Origin of the sequence: Pseudomonas sp. MUP55 (assembly GCF_034043515.1) — a bacterium.
In the GTDB taxonomy this organism is placed as follows: Bacteria; Pseudomonadota; Gammaproteobacteria; order Pseudomonadales; family Pseudomonadaceae; genus Aquipseudomonas.
The window spans coordinates 2,936,445-2,963,422 of record NZ_CP138214.1; the positions used below are offsets into that span (position 1 = coordinate 2,936,445).

A 26,978-nucleotide genomic window follows, 5' to 3' on the forward strand; every position below is an offset into this window, starting at 1 on the left:
CAGTGAACAAGGCGTCCCCGCCCCTGCTCAATCCAACGATCCGTCGACAGTCACTGGGTTTGGGGCTGTTGGCGCTGCTGCTGTTCATCGCGGGTAACTGGCATCAGGCGATCATCGGCTTCGACTCGCGTTTCGTGCTGTTTGCCCAGGAAATGCTGCGCCATGGGCCGAGTTTCTTTCCGACCACCTACGGCCAGCCCTATGCCGACTACCTGGCCACCTCGACCCTGCTGACCTGGCTGTTGTCCCTGCCCCTGGGCCAGGTCACCAGCCTGACCGCCTGGCTGCCCAGCGCTGTGGCGTCGGCGTCAATCGTGGTGCTGGTGTATCGGCTTACCGCGCCCTACTCCCAGCGCTGGGGCCTGCTGAGCATTGCCATGCTGTTGCTCAGCAGCACCTTTATCAGCGAAGCCCGTGCCGTTTCCCTGGACCAGATGCTCGCGGCCGTGACCCTGGCGGTGTTCTACCTGGGCTATGCCCATGAACACTTTGGCGCGGCAAAGCGCCTGCACTGGGTGTTTGCGTTGTTGATACTCGGTTTTGCCATTCGCGGGCCGATTGGCCTGGTGATCCCCACCGGGGTGCTGTGCAGCTATTACCTGATCAACCGTCAATGGCGGCAATTATTCAGCTTCGGGCTGTTGGCGTTGGCATTGCTGGCGGCGTGTATCGGCCTGCTGTTGCTGCTGGCCAAGCTCAGCGGTGGCGAAGACTTCATGCACGACGTGATTCGCATGCAGTTTCTGGGGCGCATGGATGGCAGCGAAGGCTCCGGCGGCGCGCTGTATTACTTCACCAGTTCCCTGGGCAACTATGCGCTGGCCTATCCGGTAGCGCTTCTGGTGCTGGTGGCCGTGATCAGCGGCGGCCGCCGAACACCAGACCCGGCATTGAAGCTGGTGCTGTACTGCGCGGCGGCGGGTGTACTGGTGATGCTTGGCTTGTCGGTGCCCCAGGCGAAAAAAGCGCGGTACATCCTGCCGATGCTGCCGATGGCCGCAATCATTGCCGCGTATCCGTTTCAGGTCGCCCAAGGCCGTATATTCAGCGCATTGCGCGGTTTGATGCAGGTGATATGGACGCTGCTACCCGCGCTGTTGATCGTCGGCCTGATCGCTGCGCGCCGGCGTTTCCCGGAACCTTTGGCCGATCTCGGACTGGTCTTCGGCGCACTGGCGGTGCTTCAAGCGCTGGCCGTGATGGCGCTGTTCACGTCTCGACTGCGCGCGGTCGGTCCGGCATTCGTCGCAGTGGCGGCCATCTGGACCACTTACATCACGGTAGTCGAACCCCTGGAGCGTAGCCTTTACGACACCCGCACCTTCACCCTCGCGGCCAAGGCCCGGATCCTGCAACAACCGGCGCCTTTGGTACTGCACGGGTTGGGCAAAGACGCCAAAGCCATCAAATTCATGGTCAACTTCGATTGCGACAAGGTCCCGCTGTTTACCCAGTTACCCGCCGAGCTTGCGCCTATTCAGGCGCCGGCGTGGCTGGTGATGAGCCAGACTGACTTCGAAAACCTGACTGACCCACGTTTGCGCTCGCTCACGCCAACGCTGACCGGGGCGTTCGATAAGACCCCGTATGTGTTGCTGCATTTGGAGAAAATGGCGTCTCCTTGAGTGAATTTCAGCTGCCCCGTACGAAAAAACGCCCACGCATCAAACCGTGGACGTTTTTCATCATTGCCAACAAGAATGCACCTACAGCACTTTGCGTAACTGCCAGTGCACTTTGCCTTCCGGCGCCTGGAACCCAAATGTAGACTCGCTTGCCAACTGCATTGATTATTTACCACCCGCATCGGAGTGTGTCCGGGTCAGTTCTGGTCCGCGACCCTGCATAACAACAAGGAGGGCAATGCCGTGGGAGAGAATGGGTTAGCTGTAGCGGCGCCGAGACTTGATCGGTTGATGGGGCTGCGCGATGCACTGGTGGCGCTGAAGGGGCCGCTGGCCGAGGAGCCGGGGATGCAGGAAAACCTGAAAAAGCGCCTGTTCAATGAAGAGATCGACACGCTCGTACTGGGCAAGGTCAGCACGGCTGCACTTCATAACGGCGGGCATGTTTCGTCGGCTTGAATACATAAATTTTGCATTCAATACTCATTAATATGCATTGGCTTTGTTGCAAGCCAATTGGCAAACTGCACGGGTTCCTTCCCCCAATGTTGGAACTTTCAAAGGGCTTTTCCGGGAAACCAGGCAAGCCTTTTTTTTCGCCTTGATTTCAGGACCCCTTTTCAATGCTCGCTCGCTGGTTACCCGCTGCCATCAATACCCGTCCTGCCGAATGGAGCCGTGCCGCGATCGGCATGGCCCTGGGCACAATGTTCAGTGTCTGGGTGTGTGCCCAAGTGTTTGGCATGGAGGTCGCCCTGCACCTGCTTGGCCCGCTGGGGGCTTCGGCGGTGCTGTTGTTCGCCGTGTCATCGGGGGCATTGGCACAACCATGGTCGATCATCGGCAGTTACCTGTGTGCCGGCGTGGTGGCCTTGCTGGTGGCGCGGGTGCTGGGACGCACCCTGGGCAGCGCTTGCCTGGCGGCGGGCATGACGGTGGTGCTGATCTGCTGGCTGCGCTGCCTGCACCCACCGGCCGGTGGCCTGGCCATGACGCTGGTACTGGCCGACCGCGCCTCCATTGCTCTGGGCTGGCAGGAGCTGGCCCCGGTCATGCTCGGCGCCGGCGTCCTGCTCACAAGCGCCTTGGCTTATAACAACGCCACCCGCACGCGTTATCCCAAGGGGCTGGCCGAGCCGGCGCCAGCCGTGATCGGCACCGCCCCCGTGACCGACCCGGCCATCACTGCCGCAGACCTCAAGCTGGCATTGGCCGACATGGAGCAGTTCTTCGACGTCGAACCCACGGCGCTGGAGCAGTTGATTCATGCCGCCGAGGGCCATGCGCGACGCCGCAGTATCGGCGAAGTCCTGGCCAGTCGCGTGGTTTGACCTACTCTGCATAAATGCAACAACGACCTGCAGGATTTCGGGTTGTAGGCGGCAAATTTGCACTGGTACGATCACGCGATGGTTCGTACGCGAACATCTTGATAAAGAACAATAAAAGCAGGGAGTTAGTGATGACTGCTCAGGTGTCCTCCGAAGCAAGCCACACCGATATTCAGCAGCAAGAAGTACTGAGTGAGATGCGTAACCATATCGGCCACCTCACCCTCAATCGCCCCGCCGGGTTGAACGCCCTCACCCTCGACATGGTGCGCCTGATGACCACGCAGTTGCAGGCCTGGGCCGATGACCCACTGGTCTATGCCGTTGTGCTGCGCGGCGCCGGCGACAAGGCCTTCTGTGCCGGCGGCGATATCCGTTCCCTGTACGACAGTTACAAGCGTGGCGACACCCTGCATGAAGACTTCTTCGTCGAGGAATACGCCCTCGACCAGGCCATCCACCATTACCCCAAGCCCGTCCTCGCGTTGATGGACGGCTTCGTGCTCGGCGGCGGCATGGGCCTGGTACAAGGCGCCGACCTGCGGGTGGTGACCGAGCGCAGTCGCCTGGCGATGCCGGAAGTGGCCATCGGGTATTTTCCGGACGTGGGCGGCAGCTACTTCCTGCCACGTATTCCCGGGGAGTTGGGGGTCTACCTGGGCGTCACCGGGGTGCAGATCCGCGCAGCGGATGCCCTCTACTGCGGCTTGGCTGACTGGTACCTCGACAGTGCCCGACTGACCGAGCTTGCGCATAAGCTCGACAGCCTGCAATGGCGCGATTCTCCGCTCAAGGACCTGCAAGGCGTGCTCGCCAAGCTGGCCGTGCAGCAATTGCCCGATGCCCCGCTGGCCGCCTTGCGCCCGGCTATCGACCATTTCTTCGCCCTGCCGGACGTGCCGAGCATTGTCGAGCAACTGCAGCAGGTGACCGTCGCCGACAGCCATGAGTGGGCACTGACTACCGCCAACCTGATGCAGACCCGCTCGCCCCTGGCCATGGCCGTCACCCTGCAAATGCTGCGCCGTGGTCGCCACCTGCCGCTTGAACAGTGCTTCGCCCTGGAGCTGCACCTGGACCGCCAGTGGTTCGCCCGCGGCGACCTGATCGAAGGGGTTCGCGCGCTGATCATCGATAAGGACAAGAACCCACAATGGAACCCGCCCACCCTGCGGGAGCTGGATGCTGGCCATGTGGAAAGCTTCTTTCGCGACTTCGCGCAGATTGAGAAATAAGCCATGCAAGATCTTGAATACACAGAAGAACAAGTAATGATCCGTGACATGGCGCGTGACTTCGCCCGTGGCGAAATCGCGCCCCATGCGCAAGCCTGGGAAAAGGCCGGCTGGATCGACGACGCGCTGGTGGCCAAGATGGGCGAGCTGGGCCTGCTCGGCATGGTGGTACCGGAAGAATGGGGCGGCGCCTATGTGGACTACGTGGCCTATGCCCTCGCCGTGGAGGAAATTTCCGCAGGGGACGGCGCCACGGGCGCACTGATGAGTATCCATAATTCAGTGGGTTGCGGCCCGGTCCTCAACTACGGCACAGAGGCGCAGAAACACACCTGGCTGGGCGCCCTCGCCAGCGGCCAGGCCATCGGCTGCTTCTGCCTGACCGAACCCCAGGCCGGTTCCGAAGCTCACAACCTGCGCACCCGAGCCGAGCTGCGCGACGGCCAATGGGTGATCAACGGCGCCAAGCAGTTCGTCAGCAACGGCAAGCGCGCCCAATTGGCTATTGTGTTTGCGGTGACCGACCCGGAGCTGGGCAAAAAAGGCATTTCGGCGTTCCTGGTTCCTACGGATACACCGGGCTTCATGGTTGACCGCACCGAACACAAGATGGGCATTCGGGCTTCGGATACCTGTGCCGTGACGTTCAACCAATGCACGGTGCCCGAAGCCAACCTGCTGGGTGAGCGCGGCAAAGGCCTGGCCATCGCGCTGTCCAACCTGGAGGGTGGGCGCATCGGTATTGCCGCCCAGGCACTGGGCATCGCCCGTGCTGCCTTTGAAGCGGCGCTGGCCTACGCCCGTGATCGGGTGCAGTTCGACAAAGCCATCATTGAACACCAGAGCGTGGCCAACCTGCTGGCCGACATGCAAACCCAACTGAACGCAGCACGCCTGCTGATCCTGCACGCCGCACGCCTGCGCAGCGCCGGCAAGCCGTGCCTGTCGGAAGCGTCCCAAGCCAAACTGTTTGCCTCGGAAATGGCCGAAAAAGTCTGCTCCAAGGCGATGCAGATTCACGGCGGCTATGGGTATCTGGAAGATTATCCGGTGGAGCGTTACTACCGGGACGCACGGATCACGCAGATTTACGAAGGCACCAGCGAGATCCAGCGGATGGTGATTGCCAGGGAGCTGAAGCACTACCCCCTCTAACTGACACACCATCTATAACTGTGGGAGGGGGCTTGCCCCCGATGGCGGTAGATCAGTCAACATCTCTGTCGACTGTCACACCGCTATCGGGGGCAAGCCCCCTCCCACATTGGATCTGCAGTGTTGTTGGTGCTCGAGGCCGACCTGCTGATCCAACTGCTTGAAGCACTACCAGTTCCAACTGACACACCATCTATAACTGTGGGAGGGGGCTTGCCCCCGATGGCGGTAGATCAGTCAATGTCTTTGTCGACTGTCACACCGCTATCGGGGGCAAGCCCCCTCCCACATTGGATCTCCAGTGTTGTTGGTGCTCGAGGCCGACCTGCTGATCCAACTGCTTGAAGCACTACCAGTTCCAACTGGCACACCATCTATAACTGTGGGAGGGGGCAAGCCCCCGATGGCGGTAGATCAGTCAATGTCTTTGTCGACTGTCACACCGCTATCGGGGGCAAGCCCCCTCCCACATTGGATCTCCAGTGTTTGATCGTTCCTACGCTCTGCGTGGGAATGCCTCTAGGGACGCTCCGCGTTCCGCCACCGCTGCGAATTTCGGCAATTGCGCACGGGTGACGCAGAGCGTCACGGGCTACATTCCCACGCGGGAGCGTGGGAACGATCGTAACTGACACACCCCTCCCACATTTGGATTTCAGTGTTGTGAAGGACCTGGTTACTGGTCCTTGAACTCAGGTGTGCGCTTGGCCACGAACGCCGCCATGCCTTCCTTCTGATCCTGGGTCGCGAACGCCGCATGGAATACGCGACGTTCAAAACGCACGCCTTCGGACAGGCTCACTTCGAACGCGCGGTTCACGCTTTCCTTGACCATCATGCTGATCGGCACCGATTTACTGGCGATCAGGGTGGCCACCTTCAGCGCTTCGTCCAGCAGCTCGTCCGCCGGCACGATACGCGCGACGATACCGCAACGTTCTGCTTCCACCGCGTCGATAAAGCGCCCGGTCAGGCACATTTCCATGGCCTTGGCCTTGCCCACCGCACGGGTAAGACGCTGGGTGCCGCCCATGCCTGGCAGTACGCCCAGGTTGACTTCCGGCTGACCAAACTTGGCGCTGTCACCGGCCAGGATAAAGTCGCACATCAAGGCCAGTTCGCAGCCACCACCCAGGGCAAAGCCGTTGACGGCGGCGATGATCGGCTTGCGGCGGTTGGCCACGCGGTCGCTGTCGCTGAACAGGTCGTCCAGGTAGATCTGCGGGTAGGTCAGTTCGGCCATTTCCTTGATGTCGGCGCCGGCGGCGAAGGCTTTCTTCGAGCCGGTCAACACGATGCAGCCGATCTGCGGGTTGGCTTCCAGGTCATCCAGCGCCTGGTTCAACTCGCTGACCAGCTGGGCGTTCAAGGCGTTCAGCGCCTGCGGGCGGTTGAGGGTAATCAGCCCGACGCGGCCCTGGACTTCGAGCAAAATGGTTTCGTAACTCATGTATCGGCTCCTTAAAGATTGCGTGAGATGACCATGCGCTGGATATCGCTGGTGCCTTCGTAAATCTGGCAAACCCGCACATCGCGGTAGATCCGCTCCAACGGAAAGTCGCTCAGGTAACCGTAACCGCCCAGGGTTTGCAAGGCGGCCGAGCACACTTTCTCGGCCATTTCCGACGCGAACAGCTTGGCCATGGACGCCTCGACCAGCGCCGGTTTGCCGCTGTCACGCAGGGCGGCCGCGTAATGGACCATCTGCCGGGCCACGGCAATTTGCGTGGCCATGTCCGCCAGGCGAAAGGCCACAGCCTGGTGTTCGATCAAGGCCTTGCCAAAGCTTTCCCGCTCGCGGGCGTAGTCACGGGCCGCTTCAAACGCGGCGCGGGCCATGCCCACCGATTGCGCGGCGATGCCCACGCGCCCGCCTTCAAGGTTGGCCAGGGCGATCCGGTAGCCCTCGCCCTCCTCCCCCAGACGATTGGCGAGCGGTACCTTCACGTCTTCAAACAGGATCTGGCAGGTATCCGAGGCGTGCTGACCCAGCTTGTCCTCGACCCGCGCCACGGTATAACCCGGTGAGTCGGTGGGCACGATAAACGCACTGATGCCGCGCTTGCCCGCCGCCGGGTCAGTGACGGCAAACACAATCACCACACCGGCGTTTTGCCCGGAGGTGATGAACTGCTTGCAGCCGTTGAGCACGTAATGATCGCCCTCAAGGCGGGCGCGGGTTTTAAGGCTGCTGGCATCGGACCCGGCCTGGGGCTCGGTCAGCGCAAAGGCGCCAAGCATGGCCCCGCTGGCCAGCGGCGTGAGGAACTGTTCCTTTTGCTGGTCATTGCCGAACTTGAGGATCGGCACGCAACCCACCGAGTTGTGCACGCTCATGATGGTGGAGCATGCGCCGTCGCCGGCGGCGATTTCTTCCAGGGCCATGGCGTAGGCCAGGTAACCGGTGTCGCAGCCGCCCCATTGTTCTGGCACCAGCATGCCGAAAAAGCCCAGCTCGGCCATTTCACCGATGGCTTCTTTGGGAAAGCGATGCTCGCGGTCCCATTCGGCGGCGAACGGTTTCAAACGCTCCTGGGCAAACTGCCGGGCCGCGTCGCTGATTTGCAGGTGTTCGTCATTAGGCAGCATGGTCAGTCCTTAATACAGGCATTCAACGGCCATGGCCGTGGCTTCACCACCGCCGATACAGATCGCGGCGACGCCGCGCTTGAGGCCTTTCTGGCGCAGCGCCGAGAGCAGGGTCACCAGGATGCGCGCCCCCGAGGCGCCGATCGGGTGGCCCAGGGCACAGGCGCCGCCGTGCACGTTGACCTTGCTGTGGGGGATCTCCAGTTTGCTCATGGTGACCAGGCTGACCACGGCGAAGGCTTCGTTGATCTCGAACAGGTCCACCTCCTCCAGGTTCCAACCGGTTTTGCTCATCAGCTTGCGGATCGCCCCGACAGGTGCCACCGGAAACAGCCCCGGTTCATCGGCAAACGCTGCATGCCCATGAATCACCGCCAGGGGCTTGAGACCGCGTTGCCGCGCCTCGGACTCGCGCATCAAGAGCAGCGCCGCCGCGCCATCGGAGATCGAGCTGGAGTTGGCTGCGGTCACCGTGCCGCCTTCGCGGAACGCCGGTTTCAGGCTGGCGATCTTGTCCAGCCTGGCCTTCGGCGGCTGTTCGTCATGCAGGATGGTTTTTTGCTCTTTACCGACGGTGACCTGCACCGGGACTATCTCGGCGGCAAAGCTGCCGTGGGTGATGGCTTCCTGGGCGCGTGTCAGGGAGGCAATCGCAAAGTCGTCCTGGGCTTGGCGGGTAAACCCGTTGTGCTCGGCGCAGTCCTCGGCAAAGGTGCCCATCAGGCGGCCCTTGTCATAGGCGTCTTCCAGGCCGTCGAGGAACATATGGTCGAGGACCTTGCCGTGGCCCATGCGATAGCCGCTGCGGGCGCGGTCGAGCAGGTACGGCGCGTTTGACATGCTTTCCATGCCGCCGGCGATCACCACGTCGACGCTGCCGGCGCGCAACGCATCGTGCGCCAGAATAGTCGCCTCCATGCCCGAGCCGCACATCTTGTTGAGGGTGGTGCAACGGGTCGACTTGTCCAGCCCGGCGCCCAGCGCAGCTTGACGTGCCGGCGCCTGGCCGAGGCCCGCAGGCAGCACGCAGCCAAACAACACCTCATCGACGGCGTCGGTGGCGATACCGGCCCGCTCGACCGCCGCACGGATCGCGGCGGCGCCCAGTTGCGGTGCGGTCAGGCCCTTGAGGTCGCCCTGGAACCCGCCCATGGGGGTGCGCACGGCGCTGACGATAACAATAGGATCGTTCATGAAAATGCCTCCTTACTTGGCCGCCATGCGCAAGGCGCCGTCAAGCCGGATCACCTCGCCATTGAGCATGCTGTTTTCGATGATATGGCGCACCAGGGCCGCATATTCAGCCGGTTTGCCCAGTCGTGGCGGGAACGGCACGCCGGCGGCGAGCGAGTCGCGGACTTCCGGGGTCATGCCGGCCATCATCGGGGTTTCGAAAATGCCCGGGGCGATGGTCATCACCCGAATGCCGAAACGCGCCAATTCGCGGGCGGCCGGCAAGGTGAGGCTGGCGATCGCGCCCTTGGAGGCGGCATAGGCGGCCTGACCGATCTGCCCGTCAAACGCAGCCACAGAGGCGGTATTGATGATCACACCGCGTTCGCCGTCGGGATTCGCTTGGGTTTCAGCGATAGCCGCAGCGGCCAGGCGCAACAGGTTGAAGCTGCCGATCAGGTTGACATTGATCACCTGGGCGAAGCTGGCCAGGGCATGCGGGCCGTTTTTGCCGAGGATTTTCTCGCCGCGCACCACACCGGCGCAGTTGACCAGCCCATGCAAGCCGCCAAACGCGGCCACAGCGGCCTGCACCGCCGCTTCGGCAGCCGCCTCCTGGCTGATATCCGCCACGGTACTGCGGGCGTTGTCGCCCAGCTGCGTGGCTTTGGCGGCCACGGCGTCCGCGTTGAGGTCTACCAGCATGACCTTCGCGCCCGCCGCGACCAGCATCTCGGCCGTGGCTGCACCGAGGCCTGAAGCGCCACCGCTGACCAGAAATACCTTGTTTTCAATCTGCATCATTGTTTCCTTCTAAACGGTTCACGCCACGGCCGCCTGGGCCTTGGCGATTTCCTGATTACGCAAAATAAAGCGCTGCAGCTTGCCGCTGGGGGTCTTGGGCAAGTCGCTGACGAATTCGATTTCCCGCGGATAGGCATGGGCTGCCAGACGCTTGCGCACATGCAGGCGTAACTCTTCGGCGAGTTCCGGGGTGGCGCGGTATTGCTCATTGATCACCACAAAGGCTTTCACCAGTTCGGTGCGTTCCGGGCAGGGCTTGCCGACCACGGCGGCTTCGACCACGGCCGGGTGTTCGACCAGGGCGCTTTCCACGTCGAACGGCCCCACGCGGTAGCCGGAGGTGGTAATCACGTCATCACTGCGCCCGACAAAACTGATGCTGCCGTCCGGGTTGAGCTCCACCGTGTCGCCACTGAGGTAGTACTGGCCGACAAAGGCTTTGGTTTTCACGCCGTCGTACCCGGCGAACCAGCACATCGGCGATTGCTCGCGGTCGATGGCGAGAATGCCGGGCTGACCGGCGGGCAGTTCCTGGTGGTTGTCATCCAGTACCACGATGCGATGCCCGGGCGAGGCGAACCCCGCCGAGCCAACGTGCACCGGGTGCGCCAGGCCATGGTGGTTGCACAGCACCATGCCCAGTTCGGTCTGCCCGTAGTGATCGTGGATGGTCACATCAAGGTTGTCGGCAAACCAGCGGATCACCTCCGGGTTCAAAGGCTCGCCGGCACTGCTGACGATGCGCAGCTTGCCCTTGATCGAGCGGGCGAACTGCTCGCCACCGGCAATCAACAGGCGATACGCCGTGGGCGAGCCGGTCAGGTTGGTGATGCCGTATTTATTGATGACCCGACAGGTGCTTTCCAGGGTGAAGGGGCCGTCGTAGAAGGTAATCGGATGGCCCATGGACAGCGGACCGGTCACGCCGAAATAGATCCCGTAGGCCCAGCCTGGATCGGCCACGTTCCAGAATGCATCTTCCGGGCGCAGGTCCACCGCGTCGCGGGTGTAACTCTGGAACGCAACAATCGCCTTGAGCGGTACCGACAGGGCTTTGGACGGCCCGGTGGTGCCCGAGGTGAACATCAGCAGGAACGCGTCGTCGCCGCCCAACAGCACGGGCTCGCAGACGTTCGAGTGGTTGGGCAGTTCGGCCCAGAAGCTGAAATCACCACGCACCAGGCCTTCGCCCTTGGCCCCGGTGACCGTCACGATGGTTGGGCAGTCATCCACCTCGGCGAGCTTGGGCCGGTTCACGGCATCAGTGACGACCAGCGCCGCGCCGGAGCTGTTCAGGCGGTGCTCGATGGCCTTGGGTCCGAACGCGGTAAACAACGGTTGATAGACCGCGCCGATACGCCAGGTGGCAAACACCACCACCAGCAGTTCGGCAGTGCGCGGCAACAGGCCAGCGACCTTGTCACCGCGCTTGACGCCCTGGGCCAGCAGGAAATTGGCGAAGCGGGCGGCCTGGTCCTGCAGGTCGGTAAAGGTCACCGTGGCACTGCGCCCGTCCCTGCCCTCCCAGAACAATGCGATACGCCCAGGCAACGCGTGACGATCACAGCATTCCACACAGGCGTTGAGCGCCTGCAGGTTGCCGGCCAAGGTGGCGTCGACGGTATGCTGGTAATCGAACTCGGTGGTAGCAGCCAAATAATCACGCATCGCTTCAGTTCCTTGTGTGTTTTTGTTTTAAGGACACTTTTCAGGCGCTCAATTGCCCGCAAATAGTCGCTCTTGAGCGTTGCCACCAGCAATGGTCAAAGCCACCAACATGGCTGACTGGTTTGGCCAATCCGGTTTGACACTGGCCCTGCACTGGCCGAAGCTGAGCACTTTGTATCCGTACCCTGCCTTCGGACACCTGCATGTTAAAGTCCCGCCGTTACTCCATCATCGGCCTGTGCGCCCTGCTGTCGATCCTGTTGGTCATCTGGTTCTTCTCCCGCTCCACACCGGTGACCGTGCCGCCGGCGATTGCCCACGGTTATTCCAAGGCCTTGAAGCAGGCGCGCAACGGCGAGCCGGGCGCGGCGCGGGTGCTGTACCAGCAGCTGGGGCGGCCGGATCTTTCACCCGAGCGGCGCGCGGCGCTGCATGCCGAGCTGCCCAACTACCCCAGCCCCCAGGCCTTGAAGCTGGCGGACAAAGACCTGGCCGATGAGTCGCCCCTGGTGCGTGAAGCGGCGATCCACAGCATTGTCGGCCTGGTGCCCACCGGCCAGCGCACCTTGCTGCTCGGCCCGGTGCTGGACGATCCCGAACAGGACGTGCGCTTTGCTGCCGCCAACGCCTTGCTCGGCCTGTCGCCCGACACCCTGGGCCTGTACTTCGGCCCATTGCAGCAAGTGCTGGATGAATTCGCAAAAACCCTCAAGGCCCAGCCCGAGACCGCCGAGAACTGGATTCAACTGGCGCGCCTGTACATTCACAGCGCCCTGTTGCCGGATGCGCAACATGCACTGGAGCAGGCCATGCGTCTGCAGCCGGAGAACCTGCAAGCGGTAGTGGCGCAGATCGAGCTGCTGGATAAACAGGGCAAGACCGACGAATCGCGCCAACTGCTGGCGCAACAACTGGCGGCGCACCCGGAATCGGCGTACCTGCAGCACGCCCTGGGCATGTGGCTGCTGCACCATGGCGAGCGCACCTATGCCCTGCTCGGCCTGTCCAAGGCGGTAGAGCTTGAGCCGGACAATCAGGATTACCGCTTTGATCTGGCCACCACGCTGCACGACCAGCAAGAGCTGGAGGCTGCGCAGCGCCAGCTGGAAGACATCGTCCAGCGCCACCCGGCCAATCGGAAAGCGCGCGTGCTGCTGGTCAATTATTGGAAGGAGAGCGGCCAGTTGCAGAACGTTCAGGTGCTGCTTGCGCAGCTGGAGCAGCAGAATCCGGACGATCCTGCGCTGCAGCAGGGTCTGTAGCCGCGCGCCACAAACCTGTAAGCGTCGCCAGGTTTCGTACAAATAATCCAAAACGTTGAACCGCCACAGGCCGATATGGTCAAGTGAATATGGCGCGCCCAGCGGCGCGCACTTAACTCGTACGTGACCTGAGGGCACTTCTTGTCTACATCTAATTCGCTTTTAAGTGAAAAGGCAGCCACTGGTATCGAAGGTCTTGATGACATTCTTTCCGGGGGGCTATCACGCAGCCACTTGTTTCTGCTGGAAGGCGAGCCTGGCACGGGCAAAACCACCGTTGCCCTGCACTTTCTGCAGGCGGGAGCGAAAAACGGCGAAAAATCGCTGTATATCACCTTGTCCGAAACCGAGCATGAGCTGCGCCAAGGCGCCAAGTCTCACGGTTGGGACCTGGACGACAACATTCATATCTTCGAGTTGACGCCGCCGGAGAGCCTGCTGAACGCCGAGCATCAGCAAAGCCTGCTGTATTCCTCGGACCTGGAACTGGGTGAGGCCACGCGGCAGATTTTCGAAGTGGTTGAACGGGTCAAGCCGACCCGCGTAGTGGTCGACAGCCTGTCGGAGATCCGCCTGCTGGCGCAAAGCTCCTTGCGCTATCGCCGGCAGATCCTGGCAATCAAGCACTACTTCGTGCGCTATGACGCCACCGTGTTGCTGCTCGACGACCTGACTACCGAATCCCTCGACAAAACCGTGCACAGCGTGGCCCATGGCGTGATTCGCCTGGAAGAGCTGACGCCCAACTACGGCGCCGAACGCCGGCGCGTACGGGTGGTGAAATACCGTGGCCAGAAGTACCGGGGCGGTTTTCATGATTTCACCATCATGGGTGACGGCGTGCATGTGTTCCCTCGCCTGGTGGCCGCCGAACATCGCGGCGGCTATACGCGCCAGACCATGAGCAGCGGCATCCCCGAACTCGATGCCCTGATGGGCGGTGGCGTCGAGACGGGCTCCAGCAGCCTGATCCTTGGCCCGGCCGGTACCGGCAAATCGCTGATTTCGATGATCTTCGCCGCCGCTGCTGTAGAGCGTGGCGAAAAAGCCGCGCTGTTCATCTTCGATGAAGAGATGGGCCTGCTGTTCGAACGCATGAAAAACATGGGCATCGACCTGGCAGCGCTGCAGGCCACCGGCAACCTATTGATCGAACAGGTCGACGCCGCCGAGCTGTCCCCGGGGGAGTTCTCACACCGAGTACGCCGCTGCGTAGACGAAGGCGGCATCAAAACCGTGGTGATCGACAGCATCAACGGCTACCAGGCGGCCATGCCGGAAGAGAACGCGCTGATCCTGCACATGCACGAACTGCTGCTGTACCTCAACCGACGTGGCGCTGCGACGTTCATGACCGTCGCCCAGCATGGCCTGGTCGGCGACATGCAGACACCCGTGGATATCACTTACCTGGCCGATACCGTGATTCTGCTGCGTTACTTCGAAGCATTGGGCAAGGTTCGCCGAGCTATTTCGGTGATCAAGAAACGTACCGGTACCCATGAGTCCACTATCCGTGAGTACCGTATCAGCAGTCGCGGTATGACCGTGGGCGAACCTCTGGACAATTTCCAGGGCGTGCTGCGCGGCATTCCGATCTACATGGGCGCAGGCTCGCCTCTGCTCAAGGAAGAGTGAGTGTGACGTCTCTTTCTTCAGTCCTTGAACGCGCCATCATCCTCGCGCCTTTGGGCCGCGACAGTTCGTTGGCGCTGATGATGCTCAATGAGGCCGGCTACCATGGCATGGTTGCCGCCAGCCTTGGGCACCTGTGCGAAGCGCTGGACGAAGGCGCAGGCCTGCTTATCATTGCCGCTGAGGCCTTGCGCGGTGTCGACATGGAACCTCTGCTGGAGTATCTGCACCAGCAACCGGCCTGGTCGGACTTGCCCATCGTGCTCATGACCCATCATGGAGGCAGCGAGCAAAATGGTTCGTCACACCTGAGCGGGCTGTTGGGCAATGTTACGTTCCTGGAGCGACCGTTCCACCCCGTGACCTTGATCAGTCTGGTGAGTACCGCCTTGCGTGGACGACGACGGCAGTACGAAGCCCGGGATCGCCTGATCGACCTGAGTGCCAGTGAGCTGCGCCTGCAACGCACCCTGGAAACCCTCGAACAACAGGTGGAAGAACGTACCGCGCAATTGCGCAGCAATGAAGAAGCGCTGCGCCAGTCGCAGAAAATGGAAGCCGTCGGCCAGTTGACCGGCGGCATCGCCCATGACTTCAACAACATGCTGACCGGCATCATCGGCAGCCTGGAATTGCTGCGCAGGCGTGTAGCGCGAGGCAAGCTGGACGACCTGGACAGCTTGATCGACCTGGGTGTTACCTCAGCCAACCGTGCCGCCGGCCTCACCCACCGCCTGCTGGCGTTTTCGCGCAGGCAGTCGCTGGACCCCAAACCGGTGGGGATCAATCAGCTGGTCGCCTCCATGGGCGAACTGCTGCAACGCAGCATCAACGAAAGTATCTGCCTGCAAATGCACCTCAGCGACACCCTGTGGACGGCGGAGGCCGACCCGAATCAGCTGGAAAGCGCCCTGCTCAATCTGGTGATCAACGCGCGAGACGCCATGCCCAACGGCGGCAGCCTCACCGTGGCGACCACCAACCGCCACCTCGACAGCGTGTTCACCGCCGCCTATGGCACCTTGAGCCCTGGGGATTACGTTGAGCTGAGCGTCAGTGATACCGGTTGTGGCATTCCGGAAAGCGTCATGGGGCGTGTATTCGACCCGTTCTTCACCACCAAGCCGATCGGCCAGGGCACAGGTCTGGGCCTGTCGATGATTTACGGGTTTGCCCGTCAGTCCCGTGGGCATGTGACCCTGCACAGCGAAGTGGGCGTAGGCACCACTGTCAGCCTGTTCCTGCCACGCTTTGCGGGCGAAGTCGTCGCTGACGCTGTGGTCAACCCGCCCATGCTGCCGTACGCCAATGACGGTGAAACGGTGCTGATCGTTGAGGACGATCCGGCTGTGCGCGTACTGGTGAGCGCCGTGTTGAAAGAGTTGGGCTATGCCTTTGTCGAGGCTGGTGACGCTAACACGGCGGTACCGATCATCGAGTCCGACCAGCGCATTGACCTGCTGATCAGTGATGTCGGTTTGCCGGGCATGAACGGCCGGCAACTGGCGGAGATCGGCCGGCAAATCCGTCCCGGCCTCAAAGTGCTGTTCATCACCGGATATGCCGAACACGCGGCGGTGCGTGGCGGGTTTCTCGACCCGGGCATGCAGTTGATCACCAAGCCGTTCACCTTCGATCTGTTGACCGAGAAAGTGCGCGAGATGATCAGGGTGACCCCGCCGTCCGTGCTCTAAGACATACTTACAACGGCGTCGTATACGTACTGGCGAGCGCCGCCTCATTGGCGCCGACTGTGCGGGGGGTCTTACCGTCGTATTCGGATATTCTGAATTCCAACTCCTTGCCAGGCAGGCCGGTGGATTTATAGGGCCGGGAGAACTGCTTGTTGTTGAAGATATTCCTCATCCCTGTGCGCATGCTTTCGGTTGACGGAAAGTTTGCTACTCCGTAATTGGGATCAAAAAAGAAATAACTCCGCTTGCTTCCATCGACGATTACCCCAGCCGTCATCGCATGCGCCTCGTCGCCGATCATCAGTGTTTTCGTTACAGGACTGCTGCCCAAATTGTCGGCGATGCTCGTGTACGGGACAGAGGGCACCTGCGAGCCCGCACGACCATGAAAGCCCGTGGGCGTCTCTACCCTTTTTTGAAACTCCGCCAACGTCGCGATGAAGTCTTTGGAGGATTGCGCCTTCGGATTGGCAGCCGCTGTGTAAACGTTGTCGATCAGTGTGCCGGCTTTACCGTTCCTGCTCGCTTCGGCCATCAGGTTGGACAGCGCTGCACATTGCCCCTTGGACAAGGGCTGTGTTTGGCTCAGATAGAAAATCTGTGGCATCGGCGTCACGCTGCCTCCCGCATCGCGCACGACATGGCTGAAAATACTGGCGCCGTTGAGACCATGCTGAACGGCCAGACGCTCCTGTTGGCGCACCAGAATACCCATTTGCTTGGCGGTCAGGTTTCCATGGGTGACCGCCAGTTTCTTGACCTGTGCAGAGTTCATACTGGGCGAGTAGCCAGGCACACTACTGGGATCACCGTTCTTGTAGCCCTCCTGAAATGCCGCCGCGGTCGGACCATTTTCGGCTTTGCGAGACAGGTTATGAAACTTGGTGTCCAGGTGCGTTTTGGTTGTGGCCTTGAAATCGGCCAACGGTTTGCCGAAAGGTTTATCCGTAACAGGATCGTAGGCGTACCAGCGGCCTTTATGATTAAGGGCGATGGTCTGGTAGTAGCCCGGGCCGTCAGACGTTTTGGCCGTACCTTCAAACAGGTCAATGCGCTCGTCTACCAGACGGGCCTGGCGTTGGTTCAGGTGCACGCCGGACTGTTTGAACTTAGCCACTCCCGGCGAGCGAATCTTTTGACGAAGCCCTGCCAGAATGGACGCGCCGCCCTCGGCACCTGCCCCCGTTAACTTTCCAAACCCTCGAAGCAGCCCTGACCCAAAAGGCTTACGCACGGCACGCAGTCCTTTAGCGGCCCCGGTACCTTTGCCCAACTCTGAGGTGGCCGTGCTCATCACGACGTCAAAGATGACATCCGCCGCAGCCTCTGCAAAGTTTCCGTGAGCCAGATTCCATATGGCAGACCCGCCCGGTATCAAACCCAGTACCACGCCGCGCATCAATGCTTTGACTTCCTCCTCCTTATCAAACGTCGTCACTTCGCGGGTGGAATCTTTCAGGTCACCCATGCGATAAGCTTGAATCACGTGTCTGGAGAGCAACTGGCCGAGGTATTGGCTGCGAGGGCTGGAGAAAGACTGCGGTAGGTCCTGGCGCCCAACGGTGCCCTTCTCTTTGTCAGCGTTTTCACTGGACGGGATCATCCGTTCAATAGTGGGAGCGGTGAAATGGTCGACCGAATGGTTTGATGTCTTCACCTCAGGCCCTTGAACGCCTTCTTTGAAATTGTCCTTCCAATCGTCTCGTCTACGCAGCACGTTACGCTGGGGGTCCACTTCGTAGTACGTCGTCGAACCATGACGGACAGTTTCTATGATCAGGTGTCTGTCAGCTTCGTTTGGCAGAAAACGAGTGTAGCTCGCGCCGCCATTGGGGGTATGCAGCACGCTACGCTGCGATCTCCCGCGTTGATAAACAGTCAGGTCGCCCCACACAAGATTTTTCCGGTCCTCCACTGGCAGGTTGGCAATCAGGTGCTCAGTCACTGCCGCCCAGGCGTCCGACAGATCGTCCGCGTAGGACCTGAACGCTTGTTCATGCGTTTGTATCGGATCCGGCAGTGTTTCAAGTTCCCAAAGCACGCCGTCTATAAGAGGGTTGGGAGAGGTCCAGCCGACATCCAGGCTGTCTTTCCCGGACAGGTAAAGATCCAGTAGTGAATAGCGGCCCGAAGGATCAAGCGAAATCGACGGTGTGAGCCTGTTACGGTCGGTCTCTGTGCGCCGTGCCGTTATGCTCTTTTCTTCGAACGGAACGTTGTCACCATAGCGGGCGCGCAATGCGGCCAATGCGACAGAGCGCTGCGTCGGGACCGAGGCACCCAATGCGTCGACCGCACGCAGCATTCGCTGTTGTTGCACACTGATCGCCCGTTGGGTATCGGTTACTTGAGCAGCCGAATATTCACCCTGCAAAGGCAATGTCCCATTCGCCCTGCCCCATTGAATGATCCCCGCCACTGCGCTTTGCGCCTGAATCGCCTGGTCGCTATCCGTCACGGGGTCAATGGCATCGAACGCGGCGACTTCTTCGAAACTCATGGAGCGGGTGGCGCCAGGGCTCATCGCTTCAATTCGGTCGACCGCCGCCTTGTGGGCGAGCCAGGCAAAGGATCCATATGTGATACCGGATGGTACGCCGCTGACCAGCAGTTCCGGCGCCGCACGGGAGAGCAAAAGGGTGGCAGCGACCGAAGCCGCCTGTGAAGTGGTAACAAGAGACGATGCAAGATGCTCGGTCAGCTTTTGCTTGATCACTGACAAAGGCTGGGCAAAGAACTCGGGCGAAGCCAGGTTGAAACCGGCGATATGATTCGCTTGAGGGTTATCCAGACCTTTTGCGTCCAGGGTAATGGCTAATGCGGTCAGCAGCATGTCCTCGGGGCTGGAATTTTCGGCGACCTCGCCCATGCGTTGCTTAAGCGCCTCGCCCAATGCTGTTCCTGCGTCGCAGCTCAGAATCCACTCTATGGTCTTGAGGTCGCTCTTTTGGTCGAGAACCGAGCGAGGCGCCTTTTTCATCAGCGCCCCCAACACATCCACGGTGCCCAGCCTGGCGTCGGCATCAAGGCCAGGCAGTGGGGGGCTGTTGTCAGCGATGATGGCAAACAGTGAGCCCTGGTCAGCCAGTGACATAGGCACGGGCCAGGACACCGCCCCACCAAAATCCCCGTATGGCGGTGCGGGCAGCGCCTGCGCGGCCAGAGCGCTTTTCAGGTTATCCATTTGCTCGTCATTTTCCGGCACATGCCAGCCGCTGTGGCTCAACAGATCTTTGAGGCTGGCATCAGAGCGTTGGGTGTCTAGCGCGTAGTACGAGTCGGGATGGGTAGGTACCCGTGCGTTGGTGAGAAAGCTTTCAAGGGAGATATAGGAGGGTGTCCTATAGTCCTGCAGCTTCTGCCTGAGCCTGTATTTATTGACGTCGTCGCCCAGCTTGCCCTTTTCCTGTTGCAGTAGTTCAGGCGATTGGGCCTTCAGGTTCACATAGGTGTCAGCGCCCAACACATCGAAAGCCTGGTTGTGTTCAAGCTGAGTCGCCCGGGACTGGGTCCTTGCCTTATCGTCCGGTAACAAAACCTCCCCATAGAAATGGGCGACGGATTGTAACGGCGCCTGAAACGGGTCTGCGGGCGCGTTGAAGTCTACGCCCGGGCTCAATGCCTGCGCAGCTACCATAAGCGGCTCTATCACGTCGCGTGCGCCTGGTCGTGGTGCCACGCCATAGGTGGTGCGTCTGCCATTGACCGTAACGGTCAGCGAGCCATTCTGCGGGCTGATTTCGATTGGCTGGGAAGTGTCAATATTTTCCGCCGCCGCCCACGCCACAAACATCGGACTGTGGGCCAGGTCGTACAAATGCTGCCACCAGCCACCAAACCGTGAGCCTTGCGCCACCGCCACCGGCGTTTTCGCATCCAAGCCAGTCTGCGCCGCTTGGCGTATGCCGCTGGCGTAAAGCCGCAGCATGCCGCTGTCGCCCGTCTCTTGCGCGCGAGCATGGGGTGGTTGCGGGGGTTGCACCAGAATGTCGACAGGCGCCGAGGTATCTGATGAGCGTAAGGATGAAAGCGGTTGAAAAAAATGGCTGCTGGAAATAGCGGATAGCGTCATGAGGAACCACCTGACAGTAGACAAACGATGTTTGCAATGAATGCCGCTCATTGATCATCGTTATTGGTCAGGTTATACGGAAGGTTCCTCCCTGCTGCTTGGGCGTGGGGACGGATGCAGATTGTGGCGGACGGGTTCCGCCCTCAAGCCAGCAGACGCTGAATGTGCTCCTGCAGCGTATCCAGATCAAACGGCTTGGCCAGAATCGGCGCATTGCGCGTGATCGGGCTGTTGCAGTCGAGAATTTCCTGGGGATAGCCGCTGATAAAGATGACTTTCAGTTCCGGCCTCACCTTGAGCGCCGGCTCGGCGATCTGCACGCCCGAAATACCACCCGGCAGGCGGTAATCGGTGACCATCAGGTCCAGGTGCGGCTTGGTCGCGAGGATTTCAAAGGCCTCTTTTCCATTGACGGCCTTCAACACCCGATAACCCAGGCCAGCCAGGTATTCACCCAGCACAAACATAATGGATTCGTCGTCCTCGACGATCAGTACGACATCTTGTGCATCTTCACTCATGGGAAGCCTTTGTCCAGTCAATTGCTGGTGTTACGACCATGGGGTCACGTAGAGGTTGCGTCCAGGTGACGATTGATTTCACGCCGTTGCCGAAAGCGGCAAACAGACCCGAAACAACGCGCCCTCGCCTATCCGGCTTTCAACTTCGATGGTCCCGCCATGAGCCGCGACGATCTGCTCGGAGATGAACAGGCCCAGGCCCAGACCCGCAGCCGCGTGGCTGACGGAAACCCGCTCGAACTGTTGAAAAATGCGCTTCTGGTTCTCCTCGCTGATACCAATACCGTGGTCACGAACCTCCACACGCGCTTCGTCGTGCTCGGTGTAGACCCGTACTTCGACCGGGCTCTTGGCGCCGTAGCGCAACGCGTTGGTCAGTAAATTAGTGACCACCTGCTCGATGCGGAATTCATCCCAATTGCCTTCCACCGGCTCATCGGCCACCAAGCGCATCGACGATTCGGCGGCAGCGACCTGCGGCTCGAAGTTATGCACCAGGTTGCGCACCAGCTGCGTCAGGTCAAAGCGCGCCGGACGTATCGACAGTTTGCCGGTGCGGATACGCGACACGTCGAGCATGTCCTCGATCAACCGGATCAGGCTTTTGATCTGGCGCTCGTCGCGGTCGACCATTGCGTGCATCTTGTCCAGCGTGAACGCCGAAGCGTTATCCCGGGCCAGGTGCATCTTGCGCAACTGGGTTTCCAGAATCAGCCCGTTCAGGGGCGTGCGCACTTCGTGGGCGACTATCGACATGAAGTCATCGCGCATGCGCACCGCCTGCTCCAGCTCGGCCTGGGTGGCCTGCAGGCGCGTCAGCAGCAGCTCCTGCTCGCGGCGGCTGCGCTCCAGGGCTTCGACCTGCAGCTTCATCGCCTTGCTCTGGCGGTAAAGGTCGACGAATACGTTGACCTTGCTCTTGACCGCGTGAATATCCAGCGGCTTGTGCAGGAAGTCCACCGCGCCGCTTTCATAGCCCTTGAAGGCGTAGTTGAGTTCGCGGCCGGCGGCGCTGACGAAAACGATCGGGATGTTCTTGGTCTTTTCGGTGCCGCGCATCAATTCGGCCAGCTCGAAACCGTTCATGCCAGGCATCTGCACGTCGAGGATCGCCATGGCGAATTCATGTTCCAGCAACAGGGACAACGCTTCGTCGGCACTCAATGCCTTGAATACCTGGCGGTCTTCGCGCTTGATCAGCGCTTCGAGGGCCAGCAGGTTTTCCGGCAGATCATCGACGATCAGCAGTTTGGCCTGGACAGTACTTAACATGGGGAAGGTTCCAGGGAAGCCAGCAATGAGCCAATCTGGCTCAAGGAAAGAATATGGTCAGGTGTATGCAACGCCAGGGCCGCCAGGGGCATCACGGCGATCCGGGCCTCGGCGGGATCCTGTACGAGGGTAGTACCGCCCGATTGCTTGACGTGGGCCAGCCCGCGCGCGCCGTCCTGATTGGCGCCGGTCAGCAGGATTGCCAGCAAACCGCGCCCGTAGGCGTCGGCGGCCGATGTGAAGAGAAAATCGATGGCTGGCCGTGAATGGTGCACGCGGTCCTCCTGGCTCAGGGACAGGCTGTGGTCGTGTTCCACCGACAGATGATAGCCGGGGCCGGCGAAATACAAGGTGCCCGCCTCGATCGACTCCTTGTCTTGCGCTTCCTTCACCGGAATACGCAAGCGCCGCGCGAAGACTTCGGCCAACTGACTGCGACGTTCATCGGGCAGGTGCAGCACCGCAATGATCGGCAGGCCGAACGTTTCCGGCAACCCGCCAAAAATACTCAGCAACGCCTCCACACCGCCGGCGGAGGCGCCGACGACGATGGCTTCAATCCCGACAAGCGGGGTGATTGCGGCGTCGCTCATGATTTACGGTAGATCCGTTCCTGTTTGACCAAGGGTTCGAATTGCTTGCTGTAGGCGGAAAAATCAAGGGTTTCCTTGCTGCCAAGCACCAGGAAGCCGCGATGACACAGCGACTCATGAAACAACCCAAACGCCCTGTCTTGCAACTTTTTATTGAAATAAATCAATACGTTGCGACACGAAATTAATTGAGTTTCTGAGAATACGCTGTCGGTGGCAAGGCTATGGTCGGCGAACGTGACGTTCTCGCGCAGTGTCTTGTCGAAGATCGCGTTATCGTAAGCTGCGGTGTAGTAGTCGGCAAATGAACGTTGCCCACCGGCCTGCTGATAGTTCGCCGTATAGGCGCGCACGTTCTCCAGGGAGAAGATGCCCTGCTTGGCTTTGTCCAGTGAGGCGGGATTGATGTCGGTGGCGTAGATGATGGTGCGTTCGAGCAAACCTTCCTCGCGCAGCAGGATCGCCATGGAGTACACCTCCTCGCCGGTGCTGCAGCCGGCGATCCAGATCTTGATCGACGGGTAGGTCTTGAGCAGCGGCACCACTTCCTGGCGAATCGCGAGAAAGTGCGACGGGTCGCGAAACATCTCGCTCACGGGGATAGTCAGGAATTGCAGCAATTGCATGAACGCGGCCGGGTCATGCAGCACCCGCTCCTGCAGCGCGGAGATCGTCGCGCAGTCGAACTGGCGCAAGGCATGGGCCACCCGCCGCTTGACCGACGCACCGGAGTAGTCGCGAAAGTCGTAGCTGTACTTGAGGTAAATCGCCTCGATCAACAGGCGCAGCTCGATGTCGCTGCTTTTGTCCAAAAAACTTCGCTCCACTTAAATGCGTTCCATCTTCGGTAGCCATACACGAATCAATGAGAACAGACGGTCCAGATCAATCGGTTTGGCCAGGTAATCGTTGGAACCTGCGGCCAGGCAACGCTCCTGGTCGTCTTTCATGGCTTTGGCGGTCACGGCAATGATCGGCAGCTTTTTCCAGCGCGGGTCCTGGCGGATCAGAGCCGTCGCTTCGTAGCCATCCATCTCCGGCATCATCACGTCCATCAAAACCAGATCGATATCCTCCACTTCATTGAGCTTGGCGATGGCTTCATGGCCGTTGCGCCCGATCACCACCACGGCGCCCTTGTGTTCCAGCGCACTGGTCAGGGCGAAGATATTGCGCACGTCATCGTCCACCAGCAGGATCTTGCGCCCTTCGAATACCTTGTCGCGGCTGCGCGCCGTCTTGAGCATCTTCTGGCGGTCATGGGACAACTGGGATTCGACTTTGTGCAGAAACAGCGTGACTTCATCGAGCAGGCGCTCCGGAGAGCGGGCGCCTTTGATGATGATCGAGCGCGAATACTTGCGCAGTTCCGCTTCTTCATCGCGGGTCAGGTTGCGCCCGGTGTAGACGATCACCGGCGGGAACGAGCAGATGTCCTCGGTAGCCATGCGCTTGAGCAGCTCATTACCGAGCATGTCCGGCAGCTTGAGGTCGATGATCATGCAGTCGTAGACGTTGGTGCGCAGCAGGTCCAGGGCCGCCTGGGCATAGCCGACATCGGTGATTTCAATATCATCGTCGCCGATCAGGCGGGCAATGCTGTCGCGCTGCAGGTCGTCGTCTTCTACCAGCAACACCCGTTTGACCTTTTGTGTCAGCTTGGCTTCCAGGCGCGCGAACACGTCCTTGAGCTCTTCACGGGTGGTGGGTTTCACCGCATAACCGATGGCGCCCATGTGCATGGCGGCTTCCACGCGGTCTTCCACGGAAATCACATGCACCGGAATGTGCCGGGTGTTGGCGTGCTCCTTGAGACGTTGCAGCACCGTCAGCCCGGAATGGTCCGGCAGGCGCATGTCCAGCAGGATTGCGTCGGGGATGAACTCTTCGGCCAGGCTGTAGCCTTCGTCGGCACCGTGGGCGACCAGGCAGTTGTAGCCCAGCTCATGGGCCAAGTCGAAGAGGATGCGCGCAAAATTCGGCTCATCTTCCACCACCAGGATGCAGCGGGTGGTGAACGGGGCCTTGTCACGGTCATCGGCAAAGCGTGGGATGCGCTCGGCATCGACTACCGGTAGCGGCGCAACCTTGACTGGCTCCGGAGCTGGCACCACGACGGCCGGGCGCGGGGCCTCGATCGGCGCGGCATCTTCACCGCGTTCGACATACTGTTCAGGCAATACCAGAGTAAAGATGCTGCCCTTGCCCGGCTCGCTGGTCACGCTGATGTAGCCGCCCAGCAAGGTCGCCAGGTCGCGGGAGATGGACAGGCCCAGGCCCGTACCGCCGTAACGGCGGTTAGTGGTGCCATCGGCCTGGCGGAAGGCTTCGAAGATGCTTTCCTGTTGATCCTGAGCGATACCGATGCCCGAGTCGCGCACGGTGAACGCAATGCCCTCCCCCGGCGCTCGGGACACCGACAGGCTGACGTCGCCCTGCTCGGTGAACTTGATCGCGTTGGACAGCAGGTTCTTGAGGATCTGCTCCAGTCGCTGGCGGTCGGTGAACAGCAAGCTCGGCGCGCCTTCCTGCAGGTCGATCTGGAAGCCCAGCTTGCGATCCTTGGCCAGCGGCTCGAACATGCCGCGCAGGCCGTCGACCAGGCGCTCGACACTGGAATTTTCCGGGCGCACTTCCAACTTGCCGGCTTCTACCTTGGAAATATCCAGGATGTCGTTGATCAGGTTGAGCAGGTCGTTGCCAGCCGAATAGATCGACTCGGCAAACTTGACCTGTTCGGCACTGAGGTTTTCCTGGGGATTCTCGGCCAGCAGTTTGGCCAGGATCAGCGAGCTGTTGAGCGGCGTGCGCAGCTCGTGGGACATGTTGGCAAGAAATTCCGACTTGTACTTGCTTGAGCGCTGCAGCTCCTCGGCGCGGTCTTCCAGTTCCAGCTGAACCTTGTTGAGCTCGATGTTCTTGCGGTCCATGGCATCGCGCTGGTCGGCCAGGGTCTGGGTCTGTTCGGCCAGCTGCTCGTTGGTCTGCTCAAGCTCCGCTTGCTGGGTTTCCAGGTGCGCCTGGGATTCCTTGAGAATGCGTGACTGCTCTTCCAGCTCTTCGTTGGCGGTCTTGAGTTCTTCCTGCTGTACTTGCAGTTCTTCATTGAGCTGCTGGGTTTCGGCGAGCACTTCCTGCAGGCGCTGGCGATAACGCGCGGCTTCGATGGACGTGCCGATATTGCCCGCGATCAGCTCCAGCAATTCCACATCGCGCTCTTGCAGTGGGCGCAGGAAACCCAGTTCGATCACGCCGTTGACCCGATCGTCATCGCTGGTGGGCACCACCAGTACGCTGCGGGTTGCGCCTTCGCCCAGCCCGGAGCTGACCTTGAAGTAATCCACCGGCACATCGTCCAGGCGGATCAGGCGATCGAGCTGAGCGGCCTGCCCCACAATGCCCTCGTCGCTGTAGATCGATTGCTCCTGCTGTTCCTGCTCGCGGGAAAAACCATAAGTGGCCACACGCTTGAGACCGCCGTGTTCCTCGCGCACGTACAGCGCCGCGACGGCCGAACCCATGTACTGGGCAAAAAATTGCAGGATATTGCGCCCCAGCATGTTCAGGGTCAGTTGGCCCAGCACTTGTTCGGCCAGCTCAGTCTGGCCGTTGCGCAGCCAGGCTTGCTGCTCCAGGCGACGTGCAATTTTTTGTTGGGATGCAAGGTTGGCGCTGTAGCTTTCTGAAAGTGCGAGCAGGTTCTTTCTGCCGACGTAGGCAAGAAAACCACTCAACCCCAGCACAAAGGCCAGATAGAGAGCGACGCTGAGCACCGTCGTGCGGGTGACCTCCTGGTTACGGGTAATGCGGAACTGCTGCTCCATCGCGACCGCGTCTTCATATTCCTTGCGAATCTCATCGGTCAGGCGCTTGCCCCGGCCTGCCTTCACCGCACCGCGGAAGTCACCGCTGGCGCGCTGTAGCTCGATCATCGACTGCGCGTAGTTGTTCCACTCGATCTGCAGCGCTTCAAGACGCTTGAGGCGGTCGACCTGCTGCGGGTTGTCGGCAACCAGTTCCTGCAGATTGCGCAGGTCGGCAATGATCCGCGGCTTGGCCACTTCATAGGGGTCAAGGAAATGCTCGTCGCCGGTAATCAGGAAGCCGCGCATGCCGGTTTCCAGGTCAACCGTCAGTTTGGACGACTCATTGAGGTTGTTGATCACCCGGTCGGTGTGCTCCACCCACTGGATCACCGACAGCAGATAAGTGATCAGCACAACGAAAAATACCGCGCTGAGCACCCCCACCCCCAGTGGCAGGGCCACGTTGCGGCTCAGGAGTTTACGGAAGCTCTTTTCATCAACTGACGACGCGGGAGTCATGGGCATGCCTTGGCCAAGTGCGGA

19 protein-coding genes are annotated in these 26,978 nt (G+C 60.7%); 8 read left to right on the forward strand and 11 right to left on the reverse strand.

Annotated elements, in window-relative coordinates:
- The first annotated feature begins 2 nt into the window (after positions 1-2).
- The 5 genes from SC318_RS13125 to SC318_RS13145 all read left to right on the forward strand — a co-directional run bounded on the left by SC318_RS13125 (position 3) and on the right by SC318_RS13145 (position 5,346).
- The gene (locus SC318_RS13125) at positions 3-1,625 is read left to right on the forward strand and encodes an ArnT family glycosyltransferase (protein WP_320431146.1); all 1,623 of its coding nucleotides are present in this window, start codon (positions 3-5) and stop codon (positions 1,623-1,625) included.
- A 291-nt stretch (positions 1,626-1,916) separates the two neighbouring features.
- A complete protein-coding gene (locus tag SC318_RS13130; protein ID WP_320431147.1) occupies positions 1,917-2,084 on the forward strand; it encodes a hypothetical protein in 168 nt (55 codons plus the stop codon).
- A gap of 164 nt (positions 2,085-2,248) precedes the next feature.
- Positions 2,249-2,956, forward strand: coding sequence for an HPP family protein (locus tag SC318_RS13135; RefSeq protein WP_320431148.1), 708 nt, complete (start codon positions 2,249-2,251; stop codon positions 2,954-2,956).
- 131 nt (positions 2,957-3,087) lie between these two features.
- Entirely contained in the window at positions 3,088-4,191 is a 1,104-nt protein-coding gene (locus SC318_RS13140) for an enoyl-CoA hydratase/isomerase family protein (RefSeq protein ID WP_320431149.1), read from the forward strand.
- A 3-nt stretch (positions 4,192-4,194) separates the two neighbouring features.
- Positions 4,195-5,346 carry an acyl-CoA dehydrogenase family protein gene (locus tag SC318_RS13145; protein ID WP_320431150.1) on the forward strand — a complete coding sequence of 384 codons (1,152 nt, stop codon included), beginning with the start codon at positions 4,195-4,197 and terminating at the stop codon, positions 5,344-5,346.
- A gap of 676 nt (positions 5,347-6,022) precedes the next feature.
- On the opposite strand, the gene SC318_RS13150 is transcribed toward SC318_RS13145, so the two are convergent.
- The 5 genes from SC318_RS13150 to SC318_RS13170 are packed head-to-tail and all read right to left on the reverse strand — an operon-like array spanning position 6,023 to position 11,580.
- Positions 6,023-6,796, reverse strand: coding sequence for an enoyl-CoA hydratase (locus SC318_RS13150; RefSeq protein WP_320431151.1), 774 nt, complete (start codon positions 6,794-6,796; stop codon positions 6,023-6,025).
- A gap of 11 nt (positions 6,797-6,807) precedes the next feature.
- Positions 6,808-7,935 (reverse strand): acyl-CoA dehydrogenase, encoded by a 1,128-nt coding sequence (locus SC318_RS13155; RefSeq protein WP_320431152.1) that lies wholly within the window; start codon positions 7,933-7,935, stop codon positions 6,808-6,810.
- A 9-nt stretch (positions 7,936-7,944) separates the two neighbouring features.
- Positions 7,945-9,129, reverse strand: a complete 1,185-nt coding sequence (locus tag SC318_RS13160; protein WP_320431153.1) for an acetyl-CoA C-acyltransferase — start codon at positions 9,127-9,129, stop codon at positions 7,945-7,947.
- A gap of 12 nt (positions 9,130-9,141) precedes the next feature.
- Positions 9,142-9,909 carry an SDR family NAD(P)-dependent oxidoreductase gene (locus SC318_RS13165; protein ID WP_320431154.1) on the reverse strand — a complete coding sequence of 256 codons (768 nt, stop codon included), beginning with the start codon at positions 9,907-9,909 and terminating at the stop codon, positions 9,142-9,144.
- Between the two features lie 21 nt (positions 9,910-9,930).
- Entirely contained in the window at positions 9,931-11,580 is a 1,650-nt protein-coding gene (locus tag SC318_RS13170) for an AMP-binding protein (RefSeq protein WP_320431155.1), read from the reverse strand.
- A gap of 203 nt (positions 11,581-11,783) precedes the next feature.
- Here SC318_RS13170 and SC318_RS13175 point away from each other — a divergent pair, with 203 nt between their 5' ends.
- The 3 genes from SC318_RS13175 (at position 11,784) to SC318_RS13185 (ending at position 16,171) form a co-directional block, all read left to right on the forward strand.
- Positions 11,784-12,842, forward strand: a complete 1,059-nt coding sequence (locus SC318_RS13175) for a tetratricopeptide repeat protein (protein WP_320431156.1) — start codon at positions 11,784-11,786, stop codon at positions 12,840-12,842.
- 141 nt (positions 12,843-12,983) lie between these two features.
- Complete coding sequence (locus SC318_RS13180) at positions 12,984-14,480, forward strand: ATPase domain-containing protein (RefSeq protein WP_320431157.1); 1,497 nt, start codon at positions 12,984-12,986, stop codon at positions 14,478-14,480.
- A 2-nt stretch (positions 14,481-14,482) separates the two neighbouring features.
- Positions 14,483-16,171 carry an ATP-binding protein gene (locus SC318_RS13185; RefSeq protein WP_320431158.1) on the forward strand — a complete coding sequence of 563 codons (1,689 nt, stop codon included), beginning with the start codon at positions 14,483-14,485 and terminating at the stop codon, positions 16,169-16,171.
- 7 nt (positions 16,172-16,178) lie between these two features.
- On the opposite strand, the gene SC318_RS13190 is transcribed toward SC318_RS13185, so the two are convergent.
- From SC318_RS13190 to SC318_RS13215, 6 genes are all read right to left on the reverse strand, one after another.
- Positions 16,179-20,243 carry an Mcf1 protease effector domain-containing protein gene (locus SC318_RS13190; protein WP_320431159.1) on the reverse strand — a complete coding sequence of 1,355 codons (4,065 nt, stop codon included), beginning with the start codon at positions 20,241-20,243 and terminating at the stop codon, positions 16,179-16,181.
- A 143-nt stretch (positions 20,244-20,386) separates the two neighbouring features.
- On the reverse strand, positions 20,387-20,764 hold the full coding sequence (locus SC318_RS13195) for a response regulator (protein WP_017528049.1): 378 nt from the start codon (positions 20,762-20,764) through the stop codon (positions 20,387-20,389).
- Between the two features lie 78 nt (positions 20,765-20,842).
- On the reverse strand, positions 20,843-22,036 hold the full coding sequence (locus tag SC318_RS13200; RefSeq protein ID WP_320431160.1) for a hybrid sensor histidine kinase/response regulator: 1,194 nt from the start codon (positions 22,034-22,036) through the stop codon (positions 20,843-20,845).
- Entirely contained in the window at positions 22,030-22,629 is a 600-nt protein-coding gene (locus SC318_RS13205; RefSeq protein ID WP_320431161.1) for a chemotaxis protein CheB, read from the reverse strand. Before SC318_RS13205 ends, SC318_RS13200 begins: the two co-directional genes overlap by 7 nt.
- On the reverse strand, positions 22,626-23,456 hold the full coding sequence (locus tag SC318_RS13210) for a CheR family methyltransferase (RefSeq protein WP_372240830.1): 831 nt from the start codon (positions 23,454-23,456) through the stop codon (positions 22,626-22,628). Before SC318_RS13210 ends, SC318_RS13205 begins: the two co-directional genes overlap by 4 nt.
- A complete protein-coding gene (locus SC318_RS13215) occupies positions 23,457-26,954 on the reverse strand; it encodes a response regulator (protein ID WP_320431162.1) in 3,498 nt (1,165 codons plus the stop codon). It abuts the gene before it with no gap.
- Between the last annotated feature and the right edge of the window lie 24 nt (positions 26,955-26,978).

What these genes read in the sequence shown, in the direction of transcription:
- SC318_RS13130 (WP_320431147.1), top strand. Translation starts at nt 1,917, where the DNA reads ATGGGGCTGCGCGATGCACTGGTGGCGCTGAAGGGGCCGCTGGCCGAG.
- SC318_RS13135 (WP_320431148.1), top strand. Translation starts at nt 2,249, where the DNA reads ATGCTCGCTCGCTGGTTACCCGCTGCCATCAATACCCGTCCTGCCGAA.
- SC318_RS13140 (WP_320431149.1), top strand. Translation starts at nt 3,088, where the DNA reads ATGACTGCTCAGGTGTCCTCCGAAGCAAGCCACACCGATATTCAGCAG.
- SC318_RS13145 (WP_320431150.1), top strand. Translation starts at nt 4,195, where the DNA reads ATGCAAGATCTTGAATACACAGAAGAACAAGTAATGATCCGTGACATG.
- SC318_RS13150 (WP_320431151.1), bottom strand. Translation starts at nt 6,796, where the DNA reads ATGAGTTACGAAACCATTTTGCTCGAAGTCCAGGGCCGCGTCGGGCTG.
- SC318_RS13155 (WP_320431152.1), bottom strand. Translation starts at nt 7,935, where the DNA reads ATGCTGCCTAATGACGAACACCTGCAAATCAGCGACGCGGCCCGGCAG.
- SC318_RS13160 (WP_320431153.1), bottom strand. Translation starts at nt 9,129, where the DNA reads ATGAACGATCCTATTGTTATCGTCAGCGCCGTGCGCACCCCCATGGGC.
- SC318_RS13165 (WP_320431154.1), bottom strand. Translation starts at nt 9,909, where the DNA reads ATGCAGATTGAAAACAAGGTATTTCTGGTCAGCGGTGGCGCTTCAGGC.
- SC318_RS13170 (WP_320431155.1), bottom strand. Translation starts at nt 11,580, where the DNA reads ATGCGTGATTATTTGGCTGCTACCACCGAGTTCGATTACCAGCATACC.
- SC318_RS13175 (WP_320431156.1), top strand. Translation starts at nt 11,784, where the DNA reads ATGTTAAAGTCCCGCCGTTACTCCATCATCGGCCTGTGCGCCCTGCTG.
- SC318_RS13190 (WP_320431159.1), bottom strand. Translation starts at nt 20,243, where the DNA reads ATGACGCTATCCGCTATTTCCAGCAGCCATTTTTTTCAACCGCTTTCA.
- SC318_RS13195 (WP_017528049.1), bottom strand. Translation starts at nt 20,764, where the DNA reads ATGAGTGAAGATGCACAAGATGTCGTACTGATCGTCGAGGACGACGAA.
- SC318_RS13200 (WP_320431160.1), bottom strand. Translation starts at nt 22,036, where the DNA reads ATGTTAAGTACTGTCCAGGCCAAACTGCTGATCGTCGATGATCTGCCG.
- SC318_RS13205 (WP_320431161.1), bottom strand. Translation starts at nt 22,629, where the DNA reads ATGAGCGACGCCGCAATCACCCCGCTTGTCGGGATTGAAGCCATCGTC.
- SC318_RS13215 (WP_320431162.1), bottom strand. Translation starts at nt 26,954, where the DNA reads ATGACTCCCGCGTCGTCAGTTGATGAAAAGAGCTTCCGTAAACTCCTG.